Source organism: Wolbachia endosymbiont of Drosophila pseudotakahashii (genome assembly GCF_026015925.1).
GTDB lineage: Bacteria > Pseudomonadota > Alphaproteobacteria > Rickettsiales > Anaplasmataceae > Wolbachia > Wolbachia pipientis.
This window is the reverse complement of the sequence record NZ_CP110359.1, coordinates 1,005,418-1,016,656: the sequence shown is the minus strand read 5'-3', so window position 1 is coordinate 1,016,656 and position 11,239 is coordinate 1,005,418. Positions and strand designations below refer to the sequence as shown.

11 protein-coding genes and 2 pseudogenes are annotated in these 11,239 nt (G+C 34.9%); 7 read left to right on the top strand and 6 right to left on the bottom strand.

Translation table 11 applies throughout. The annotated features are described in order from the left end of the window. Positions 1 to 5: 5 nt before the first annotated feature. Positions 6 to 146: a hypothetical protein gene (locus tag ONI09_RS07015; RefSeq protein WP_265013895.1), complete on the top strand. Its 141-nt coding sequence runs from the start codon at positions 6 to 8 to the stop codon at positions 144 to 146. 192 nt (positions 147 to 338) lie between these two features. On the opposite strand, the gene ONI09_RS05305 is transcribed toward ONI09_RS07015, so the two are convergent. The 5 genes from ONI09_RS05305 to yihA form a co-directional block, all read right to left on the bottom strand. Beyond that, positions 339 to 524, bottom strand: a complete 186-nt coding sequence (locus ONI09_RS05305; RefSeq protein ID WP_265013894.1) for a hypothetical protein — start codon at positions 522 to 524, stop codon at positions 339 to 341. 161 nt (positions 525 to 685) lie between these two features. Beyond that, complete coding sequence (locus tag ONI09_RS05300; protein WP_265013893.1) at positions 686 to 1,306, bottom strand: hypothetical protein; 621 nt, start codon at positions 1,304 to 1,306, stop codon at positions 686 to 688. A gap of 78 nt (positions 1,307 to 1,384) precedes the next feature. Then, entirely contained in the window at positions 1,385 to 1,846 is a 462-nt protein-coding gene (dut, locus tag ONI09_RS05295) for a dUTP diphosphatase (protein WP_006279458.1), read from the bottom strand. A 401-nt stretch (positions 1,847 to 2,247) separates the two neighbouring features. Beyond that, entirely contained in the window at positions 2,248 to 3,159 is a 912-nt protein-coding gene (gene argB, locus ONI09_RS05290) for an acetylglutamate kinase (protein WP_320109956.1), read from the bottom strand. A gap of 4 nt (positions 3,160 to 3,163) precedes the next feature. Beyond that, the gene (yihA, locus tag ONI09_RS05285; RefSeq protein WP_182320107.1) at positions 3,164 to 3,757 is read right to left on the bottom strand and encodes a ribosome biogenesis GTP-binding protein YihA/YsxC; all 594 of its coding nucleotides are present in this window, start codon (positions 3,755 to 3,757) and stop codon (positions 3,164 to 3,166) included. 98 nt (positions 3,758 to 3,855) lie between these two features. Between yihA and prfA the strand changes: the two genes are divergently transcribed. Both prfA and ONI09_RS05275 read left to right on the top strand, forming a co-directional pair. Further along, the gene (prfA, locus tag ONI09_RS05280; protein WP_007548640.1) at positions 3,856 to 4,935 is read left to right on the top strand and encodes a peptide chain release factor 1; all 1,080 of its coding nucleotides are present in this window, start codon (positions 3,856 to 3,858) and stop codon (positions 4,933 to 4,935) included. Between the two features lie 200 nt (positions 4,936 to 5,135). Continuing rightward, the gene (locus ONI09_RS05275) at positions 5,136 to 5,930 is read left to right on the top strand and encodes a hypothetical protein (protein WP_265013891.1); all 795 of its coding nucleotides are present in this window, start codon (positions 5,136 to 5,138) and stop codon (positions 5,928 to 5,930) included. 33 nt (positions 5,931 to 5,963) lie between these two features. Here ONI09_RS05275 and ONI09_RS05270 read toward each other — a convergent pair whose 3' ends face one another. Further along, positions 5,964 to 7,133: a multidrug effflux MFS transporter gene (locus ONI09_RS05270; protein WP_265013890.1), complete on the bottom strand. Its 1,170-nt coding sequence runs from the start codon at positions 7,131 to 7,133 to the stop codon at positions 5,964 to 5,966. Positions 7,134 to 7,149: 16 nt separating this feature from the next. Between ONI09_RS05270 and ONI09_RS05265 the strand changes: the two are divergent. From ONI09_RS05265 to ONI09_RS05240, 4 genes and pseudogenes are all read left to right on the top strand, one after another. Beyond that, positions 7,150 to 7,302 (top strand): annotated as a pseudogene (locus ONI09_RS05265) (N-acetyltransferase); the annotation flags it as partial. Positions 7,303 to 7,606: 304 nt separating this feature from the next. Then, positions 7,607 to 8,536, top strand: coding sequence for an AEC family transporter (locus tag ONI09_RS05260; protein ID WP_265013888.1), 930 nt, complete (start codon positions 7,607 to 7,609; stop codon positions 8,534 to 8,536). 209 nt (positions 8,537 to 8,745) lie between these two features. Continuing rightward, a pseudogene (locus tag ONI09_RS07120) lies at positions 8,746 to 9,727 on the top strand (IS3 family transposase). Positions 9,728 to 9,900: 173 nt separating this feature from the next. Then, positions 9,901 to 11,232: a DNA recombination protein RmuC gene (locus ONI09_RS05240; protein ID WP_265013887.1), complete on the top strand. Its 1,332-nt coding sequence runs from the start codon at positions 9,901 to 9,903 to the stop codon at positions 11,230 to 11,232. Positions 11,233 to 11,239 lie beyond the last annotated feature (7 nt).

Below are 11,239 nucleotides of genomic sequence, written 5' to 3'. Positions count from 1 at the left end.
GCTGTATGAACATTGTCTACCAGGAGGGTGTCATCCCAGTGCCCAGACACTGGGATCCAGCTTTTGATCGAAAATGTTGTATAGTGCACAGTCAATTTTTCTGGATCCCAGTGGGCTTTGTTGCATCGCTAGCTATGATGGATTAAAGATAAAAAAGGTGGAGAATATCAGTAGCTTATTACTCTGGTATTTACAACAAGAACGGTCAGTGAATACCTAAATTTGAGTAAAAGAAATTTCACTACCACTCACTAATCCGGCTAAAATTCAAGAATTTCAATGCTTTAGCTATTTTCAATAGAATTAAATTTATTAATATAAATAACAAATTACTATTCTTAAATTTGATCAGATTGATAGCAAAAAAACAAGATTTTCAATAAGTTGCTTATAATCCTAATTATAGTTAGCCTTTCATAAGTAGCGATGCAACAAAGCCATCCCAGTGTCAAGCACTGGGATGACAAGAAAGGGAGCACTGGGATGACACCATCATAAAGTGAACCAGTGTCAGCTACTTGCATGACACCATTTGTTGTACACTCACTTTTTCTTGATTTTTTAGTTTATCTTGCCTACCTACTTTGCCACTCTGCTGAACGGATACATTCCCATAATGAATTTGAGTAACCGACACTAAAAAAACAAAGAGGCAGACTTAATTTACCTCTTTTATTTCACTTGGCTATACTGTCTGTTGTTGAGAAGCAACTTGTTCAACAGAAATAAGTTGGCCTAAATAAGTGTTAACCTCTTTAGCACCATCTTTGTCTAAACCTAATGTTTTACTCCACTTTGTTTCATTTACTGCCTCGAACTTACCTTCATCGTTTTTCTCTTTTAGTGAATCTATCTTGAAGAGTAAAGTATTGCCTAGCGTCTTGGTAAGCTGATCAATATCAACAATAATACGGTAGTTCTTGCCTTCTAAGCTGAAGTCTATATAATGTTTATCCTTTTTTACCTTACCTTCTTCATCTTTAACTTGGTTATTTCTTACAATTTCCCTAAATGCGTCTTCTGTTACTAGCAATCCATCCTTAATAACCTTCAGAGCTTTCAACTCAGATATTTCGTTATTTTTGCTGATAGCATATATTGCTAAATAAGTCAGCGCAGCAGCAACAAATGCTAAAACGCCCATTCCAAGTGGTGTAGCTGCAAAAGCTGCTAGCTTGCAAGTTGAAGGCCTCCAAAGCGGTGTTGAAAGTATTGCTAATCCACCTATAACGTATATAGCAGTAAATGCAACAAATACAGTGTTTGCTTTGTGGAGCTGGCCACAATGATTTTTGAAAGTTAGCATAAACGACTTCATTTAATAAAATATTAATATGCTTAAATTGTGTATAAAAAAATTGTCATAGTCAAGCTTTTCCGTAAGTTACCTGCCACTTGAGCCAAAGCCCCCTGCATTGCGACCGGTTTCTTCTGCGCAGAATTCTTCTCTGTCATCCCAAATTACCTGAGATACAGGAGAGATAAGGATTTGTGCGATTCTATCTCCTCTTTTTATTTCGTATGGCTGATTACTTAGATTAATTAGACAAATTTTAACTTCACCTCGATAATCAGAGTCTATAGTGCCCGGAGAATTTAAGACAGTGATTCCATGTTTTGCAGCAAGACCAGAACGTGGGCGGATTTGCCCCTCAAAACCGTTTGGTATTGCAATCACAATTCCAGTTGGAACAAGTAATCTTTCAAGTGGATTTAAAACAGCAGAATCATTCAATGCAGCATAAAGATCCATGCCAGCACTCTGCGTAGTTGCATAACATGGAAGAGACAAGTCTTCTCCGTGTGATAATCTTTTTATTTCTACTTTAATTTTACTTCTTTGCACTCCAATTTACCATCTATGAAGACTCAATTATAGCATGTAAATTGTATCTGCAAAAGTGATAAATGTTACATCGTAAATGATGTCATTCCAGCGCGTGACAGCTAGGCCATAAAATTCCTTGACAAGTTCAGTGCTCCTTTTTTTGTCATCCCAGTGCCCCTATGATGTTATTCCAGTCTGGAATCTAGTCCTTATTATGCAGCCACTTGGTTGAAATTAAGTCTTCTGGATCCCAGTGTCTGGGCGCTGGGATGACACCCTGACAGCCGTCATCCCGCTACTTGTTAGCGGGACCTAGAGATACCGCGAATGAATCGTGGTATGACGTAGATTGCTGTCATTCCAGTGTCAGCTACTTGAATGACACCCTCTTGGTATTCGTGTAGTTGTAAGCAGTATAGCTATAAATCACTCACAATCGATATGCTTGAATTATTCTCAGTAAATAAATCAAGCATAATGTTAGGTATTCTACCATCAACTATGTGAACAACTCCAGCACATTCCTCCGCCATTTTAACGTATGCCATAAGCCTTTCAATAAATTTTTCCCCTTTAATTTTCCCACAATCAATCGATGCATTTAAATTTTTAACAGATATCTTCCTGCCACCAATTTTATCTATTTCTTCATCTGTGTCACTCAAGATTATCATTTTAGATGCAGAAACTGCAATTGCAATTGCGCTTGCAGTGCTATCGGCATCAATATGATACGTTTCCCCATCTTTTCCATGACCAATTGGTGCAATAACTGGTATAAAATCTGATTCTTCAATAAAAAATAATATATCAGGATTGATTTCAGTGGGTCTACCGATGAACCCCATGTCTAATATCTTTTCGATATTATTTGATCTATCTTCTCTAAGCGTAGCGGTTATTTTTTCGGCTTTAATTAAGTGACCATCTTTTCCACATAATCCAATAGCTGAACCACCAGCAGAATTTATATACTGAACAATTTTTTTATTAACTGAACCACACAGTGCCACTTCAATGATTTTCATAGTGCCTTTGTCTGTAAGTCTGATACCATTCACAAACTTACTGTCCATACCCAGCATTTTTAACACCGAGTTAATTTCATATTCTCCGTCATGAATTATTACCGGATTTATACCAAGCTGCTTCAACAAGACAACATTATGCACAAAAGTATTAAATAGTGTTTCATCTGAGATTATTGTACCACCGCATTTAATGACAAAAGTCTCGCCTACAAAGCTAGGTATGTTAGATAGCACTTCAAGTAATATTTCTGCTTTTTGTTCAAATGATACCTCACCCTTTAAAAATTCACTACTCTTCATTTTTTTATCTTGTAAACTTGAAAAACTCATCTCTTACCTTGGTTATTTTATGCTTAACACGGATGCTCATTTGATGAATTGACACATTCTCATTATTAATCCATTTTTGAATATCTTCTATAACAGCACCTAAGCTTTTTTGACTTACTTTATCTATTTTTGTTAGCACAATGTTAAAGTTAATGTTATTATATATTAACCAATAAATGAAGTCTTTGTCTATTTCTTTTAATCCTACCTTGCTATCTATCAACACAAACACTCTTCTTAGATTTCTTCTTTGAATTAGATAATACTCAATTAAGTTTAAATATTGTATAATTTCCTCCTTGCCTGCATGAGAGTAGCCATACCCTGGTAGGTCAACAAGTCTGAACTTATCATTGTACATAGAGTAAAAATTTATTTGTCTAGTGCATCCAGGTTTAGAGGAAACTCTGGCAGCTTTTTTGCTGTTTATCAGTAAGTTGATCAGACTGGATTTTCCTACATTTGATCTACCAGCAAACGCAATCTCTGGAGCCGACTCATTTGGTAATGATTTTATGTCCGAAGCTCCAAATATGAAATTGCAGTTTGATGTTATCTGTTTTGCCATTATATTCAACTAGAAGGTAGTAGGTATATTATAGTGTTATTGCTTGATATAAGAAATTTTTTATTTCAGTATATATTACTTAGCTAGATCTGTGCTATATGGATATGGAAAATAATTTACAAGACTTAAAGAAAAAATTTAATGATATAGAGAGGAATTTGGAAAATCCTACCAATTTAAGTCAAAAAGAATTCATTACCCTTTCAAAGGAATACTCTGAGCTCAGGCCAATAATCAAGATAATTGATGAATATAACACGCTGAAAGAGGAAATTTCAGACTTAGAAGAAATAATGAAAGATGAAAACAGCGAAGGTGATATAAAAGAGTTAGCAAAAGAAGAATTTTTCGAAAAGCACAAGGTATTATTACCAAAAATAAAAGCAAAATTAAAGTTAGCATTATTGCCCAAAGATGAAGATGACTCAAGAAATGCAATATTAGAAATTAGAGCAGGTACAGGCGGAGAAGAAGCAGCATTATTTGCAGCAATGTTATTTCGTATGTACCAAAAATATGCAGAAAGAAGAAATTGGAAATTCGAGCCAATAAGCATTTCTAATACAGGTATAGGTGGCTATAAGGAAGCTTCTGCACTCATTAATGGAACAGAAGTTTTTGCAAGGTTGAAATTTGAATCAGGGGTGCACAGAGTACAGAGAGTGCCAGAAACTGAATCCTCAGGAAGGTTGCATACCTCTGCCGCTACTGTTGCGATATTACCTGAAGTAGAAGAAGTTGACTTTAAAATAGAAGAAAAAGACTTACGAATAGATGTTTATAGATCCAGTGGTCCTGGAGGGCAATCAGTGAATACAACTGACAGCGCAGTAAGGGTCACCCACTTGCCAACAGGGATAGTTGTGATACAGCAAGATGAAAAATCGCAGCACAAAAATAAAGCTAAAGCGCTCAAAGTATTGAGGGCAAGGCTATACGAAATTGAAAGACAAAAAAAAGAAATGGAAAGGTCAACAATGAGGAAAAGTCAGATTGGCTCTGGTGATCGTTCCGAGCGCATAAGAACATATAATTTCCCACAATCAAGAATAACAGACCACAGAATTAATCTAACTTCACATCGATTAGAGCAGATTATAAAAGAAGGTGAACTAGATGAGTTTATTGAGGCATTAATTTCACGTAATGAAGCAGAAAGATTGGCCGGAGAGAGTTAAAATTGATTAAACAATTCTGCAATTGTTCTCTAATCAAAACAGGCTTATACACGTACTCTGCTTGTAGTTCTTTTCACAGAGATCTCAAACCCTCTAACGCTTAATGCTAAGACTAATCTATTTTTTTTAAATATTTCTATTGATTTCTTGATAAATACTAATATAGTATTTATGTACTAATTAATAATAGTAGTAAAAGAATGCATAATAGTCCTAACGATATAAGCGGTGAAGTAATTCAAGAATTGAACGATTCAGCGAGACGCAGGCGAATAAACAAATTTAGAGAGACATTTAATAGCCTCAGTAACTACCATAAACAGTGCTACCTTGACATAGCAACACTGGGGCTTCGTAATCACGCTATGTCTCTTATACTGATAGCAGTGGCAAAAGATCAAGCTGCTGTGGTATTTTTTGATCTACTCAAAAAGAATCAAGATTTTGCGTTCAGTACATTGAAAGCTACCTATCGTTTTCAACGTGCTTCATATAAAACTCTATTTAATAAATTAAATTATCGGCAAAAAGAAGGCTATCGTGCATATTTAGACAAGTCATCGGCCAGAACTTGGTCTACCCTAAGGAAAATTTGCTCAAACAATAAAGAGGGTTCAAGCAAGCTAAGAACCGAAAACTCCAATACAGACAGTTTAGGTAATGAATCGTTAGCGCAAAAAAGAAAGAGATCTTTTCAGGATGAATTTTCAACGTTAAATAATTCAATAAATTTCCTTCCAAATTCTGCTCCGTTAGAGGAGACAACTGATCAATATGGGTTGAATCCCAGAGGCGTCGTTCCAAAATCTACTCTTGTGGACAATTGTATCGTCGATTTTGAGGATCAATCATGCGATGAATTGACCTCCTGGGTGATTGGAGAGCAGCCATCAAGTAGTCTTCGATCCTCAATATTAGAAAAGCTTGATAGACTAGATGAGTTGGAAGAAATACGTATAGAACCAGCAGCAAAGCACCAACACGTATCACAGTAATAACTGAAAATGAGAAGATCTATATACCAATAATTATAGATCTTCTCCAGACCTTGAAAACAATAAGTAGACAGTAAAAATAAGTTCTAGTACTATTGCAGATAAAACAAGAACAGCTACACTGATTGCCTGACCATTGTAAACGTAGCTTGTTAAGCCGATAAAAATAGCCATGATAAAAGCTCTAATGAATGAGACTGCAGAAGAAGCTGTGCCTTTAATTTCAGGGAAAACATTTATTGATGCATTAAAAATCACTGCCTGGCAAATTGCACAACCGATAGAAAAAATAATCATAGACAGTGTTACTAAGTAGAAAGAGTGGGGTGCAATTATACTGAATATTACAAGCAATAGAGATCCAATAGCACACACGCTCGTACCAGAAATTACACACTTTATTGCTCCAAGTTTCTGCAAGATTTTGCCAGCAAATAGACTAATGAGTGAGAAGCACCCAACTATTGCACCTTGATGTAGTGCATAAATAGTGCTAGATAAACCAAAAGTCTTCATATACAGAAAAGGTCCACAAGTAATGAATGACATATACGCAGCAGAAAAGAGGCTTGACATCAAAGACAACGTAACAAACCTCGGATTAGATAGTAGTTTTCTGTAATCTTTCATCGTTTTTTTCAAACTGAAAATATCGCGGTCCTTTTTTGTTTCTGGTAACGCTAAAAGCAGCAAAAACCAAGAGATTAAACAAAGTATTGCAACAGTTGCATAATTACCACGCCATCCTACAATTTCATTGATGAAACTGCCTAACACTGGCGCAATTGCCATGACAACTGTAAGAACAGAATTCATGATTCCAATAAATTTCACCGCTTCGTCACCTTTATAGCTATCTGCAATTATGGCAAACACAACTACAGATGTGCTGACACCAATGCCCTGAACAAAGCGAGAGATTAAAAGCCAAAAAATCGACGGTGCAAAAACACAACCAACAGCGCCGATTAATAACAAAGTGTTACCTATGATCATAATTCTCCTTCTGCCGTAGCATTCAGACAATGGACCGAAAAACAACCCTCCTATGCAAAAGCCTAAAAAATTATAAGCAATAGTTAATTGAATTGTTCCTTCTGATACGTTAAAATAGCGCACCATATCAGGAAAACTAGGTACGGAAATGTCAATTTCAATGAACTTGGCAATTAGAGACAGGATTAACAGAAATGGTAGTAACATTTAAGATTTTCAATTAATGAATAAAAATATCACATTTAAAGCGTTGAAAGAAGAACATTTTTTACTGCTATTAAAATGGTTAGAAACACCTCATGTAAAGAAGTGGTGGGATCAGGATATTCATTGGACACCAGAGTTAATTAAAGAAAAATATGACAACTATGTTAAAGCTCTTACTCTCTGTCCTAACTTTACTTATTTCCTCTTACTTTTTCAACAGTCCGTCTAAATTACTACAAGCAGTTTAATTTTTAGTAAATATGTCATTATTCAAAAATATGCAAGAAGCTTTATAGAAACTTAACATAATTTTATCATAAAAATGTCATTCTTAAGTCCTGTGTAAAAACAAATTTTGGCACTAATTTAATTAACTATGAGCTGGATAAATTGGAAAATAAATTTTGTTTACTTTTACAATACCTTAAGATCTAATATCACTTTATCAGTCAAAAATATTACAATAGGCTAGTATGTTCCTTACTCTTTTTCTCAAAATATTACCTATTTATATTACAATATTTATTGGTTACTTAGCAGGAAAATATCTTAAAATTGATAGAAACACTATATCTCAAATACTTTTTTATATAGCTAATCCAATAGTGATTTTATATGGAGTCTCTCATACAGAAGTTAACTTAAAAGTAATTTCTCTGCCGATTTTGATATGGTTTATAGGTAGCACTATGTCCTTATCAGTGTATTATCTTTCTTCTTTTTTATTTAAGGATAACACAAGAAACATATTAGCATTTAGCTCGGGCAGCACAAGTATGGGTTATTTTGGCCTGCCGATTGCCATGGCTTTATTTGATGAAGATTCAGTATCTGTATATGTTGTTTGTTATATAGGAATGGCGCTATTTGAAAACAGCTTAGGATTTTACATAGCTGCAAATGGTATTTATACCGCAAAAGAATGCATATTAAAGTTGTTCAAACTTCCTTCGCTTTATGCGATGGTTCTGGGCTTCTTTTTAAGTATATACGATATACAAATACCTACTTTTTTAACAGATGTTATGATGAATATTAGAAGTACATTTGTCACATTAGGAATGGTGCTACTTGGAGTGAGCATTGCGAATATTGCAAGCTTTAAAATAGATTGGAAGCTTGCTTTGATCACTATTACAGCAAAGTACGTATTCTGGCCACTGTTTGTTTTAGGAATTGTCCTTTTAGACAAGAATGTTATAGGTATATACGATGAGAGCATATATAAAGCACTGATGTTGCTGGCTATTATTCCAGTTTCTGGGTCCAGTATAATACTTGCTAATATTTTGAATTATCAACCAGATAAAGCTACTCTGTTGCTTCTAATCAGTACTGCAGTGGGACTGTTTTATGTTCCACTAATAATATCATTATTTTTTACTAAACTTGTTCCTTTTTGATCAAAAAATTAAGCGCTTGCACAACCATTATTTGGGTAACAACACAAGACATTGATAAAACTTGAATTTATAGCTAAAGCAACTTCTACAATTTGGTAACCCGTCATCCCGCTACTAGTTAGCGCCGCGGCGGTAAATTGACCTTACCCAGAAAAAGTAGAGAGAAAGTTAAGACGTTTTTGGAGTAAAATAAAACGTTTTTTCAAAATATGACAAATAGAAGAGAATATACAGCAGAATTCAAATTAGAAGCTGTTAAGCTGGTTAAAGAAACAGGTCAAGCAAGTACAAAAATAGCAAAAGATCTAGGTATAGATGGCAGTATGTTAAGTAAGAAAATATGATGGAAAAATGTCTGGAGCATACGCATTTCCAGGCAAAGGCTCCTTATGACAAAGAAAGATTTGATCTAAAAAAAGAACTAACAAGAGAAAGAGACATTTTAAAAAAAGCCCTGGGCAAAGAAAAAGAGTAAAGTATTCTTTTATATAGAAATTGCTATAAAACACAGGAACTATGTAGGGTTTTGTACTGGTGGTATTGGTTGCTAAGGAAAAAAGCAGTAAAGAATTAGCAAAAGAAGTGCTTCTAGCAGATACTCAAAAAATACATCAAGCATTCTAAATGCAGATATGGAGCTCCTAAAATTCACGCTGAATTAAAAGCTTTAGGCAAAAATTAAAACAGTACAAAGTGTTATGCAAGAAAATGGCATTAAAACCAAGCTTAGACGAAGGTTCAAAAATAAAAAACAGCAAATAAGCAACCGAGTTGTGGCTCCGAACACATTGGATCAAAATTTTACTACTGATCAGCCAAATAAAGTTTGGGATTACCTACATAAAAACTAAAGAAGGTTGTTGGCGGCAATAATTGACCTATATTCACGCATGGTGGTTAATGAGTAACATGATAATTAGTTATAGATTCTTTATTGATGGCCGTTGATAAACGCAAACCCGATAAAAATCTGCTGTTACATAGCGATCAAGGGTCACAGCATACCTCTCAAAATTACCAATTTCTATTGAATACAAAAAACATCATTTCCAGCATGAGCCATAAGGGCTGTTGTTACGATAACTCTGTTGCAGAAAAGTTCACTTAAAAGGGAGCTGCTTATTGATACTTCTCGCTCAACAAACCAGAACTGCCATATTTGAATACATAGAAATCTTTTATAACAAATAACGTAGACATTCTACTATTAACTATTGCATTCCTGCACAATTTATTCTCATGATAAAAACGTCTTAACTTTCTCTCTGCTTTTTCTGGGTAAGGTCACCTCTTTAGGTGCTCCTTTTTTCTTTCTTATACACACAAAAATCATATAGAATTGTAAATACAGCTTTTTTATTCTGATGCTTTTCAATTCTATAGCTCTGGTTGTCTCTCTATTACTATTTTTCTACATTATCGTAAAAAAACTGAGCGAAAAGAAAGCAAACCTTGAGGGTAATTTATGTAAATTAGAGCAAGAACTTCAAGAAACAAAGCAAACTTTGCTTACGAAGAATGAAGAAATAGTTGATTTAAGGGTCAAAAGAGCAGAACTTGAAGTAACTCTGCAAAAAGAACGTGAGGAAAAGAAAAAGGAAATAGAATTACTAACAAAAGCAGAGGAGAGATTAACAAACACTTTTAAAGCGCTCTCTCTTGATGCTTTGCAAACAAATAACAATAATTTTCTGAACTTAGCAAAGGAAGTAATCGATAGTAAATTAAAAGAAACGGAAAGCGATTTCAAAAAAAGACAAGCAACGATCAACGAAGTTGTAACTCCAATAAAAGAAAAATTAGAAAAATTCGATAATGAAATACGTGAGCTAGAAAAGGAGAGGGTAGGGGCCTATGAAGGTTTAAAGGAGCAAATTGGAGCGCTGATGAACCAAACTTCCAACCTTGCTAATGCCCTGAGGAAACCTCACATTAGGGGCAAATGGGGTGAAATGCAACTCAAAAGAGTGGTAGAAATGGCAGGAATGATTGAGTATTGCGATTTTTTTACTCAGCCGTCAGTGATTGATAAAAACGAGAATAATTTATTGCGTCCTGATTTAATAATCAAAATGCCATCTGGAAAGCAAATAATAATAGATGCTAAAGTGCCGCTTGATTCTTACATGGATGCTATATCACAAAATGATTTGCAAATACAAAAGGAGAAATTAAAGAACCATTCCCTGGCAATAAAAAAACACATAAATGATTTGGGTAAAAAAGAGTATTGGAATCAATTTGAAAATACGCCAGAACTTGTGGTGCTTTTCTTAACAGGGGAGGGGGTTTTTAGCGCAGCACTGGAATATGAGCCTGCTTTGATAGAGATTGGAGTGGAAAAAAAAGTGATCATTGCAACACCGATCACTCTAATTGCGTTGCTGAAAGCAATAGCGTATGGATGGAAGCAAGAGATGATAGCTGAAAACGCAAAGAAAATCAGTGAACTAGGTCATATTTTATATGAGCGCATTTGCACAATGGGTGAAAACTTTGATAATTTGCGCAGGAGCTTAAAAAGTGCTGTTGATCATTATAATAAAACTGCTGGCTCTCTTGAAGCAAGGGTGTTTCCTGCTGCTCGAGAATTCAATAAGCTTGGTATACATGCAAAAAATAAAAGTTTAAGTGCTGCAAAGGAATTAGAGTCTTTACCACGCAGTTTACATACTGAGGAGCTGAAAGTAGATTAGGCATCTT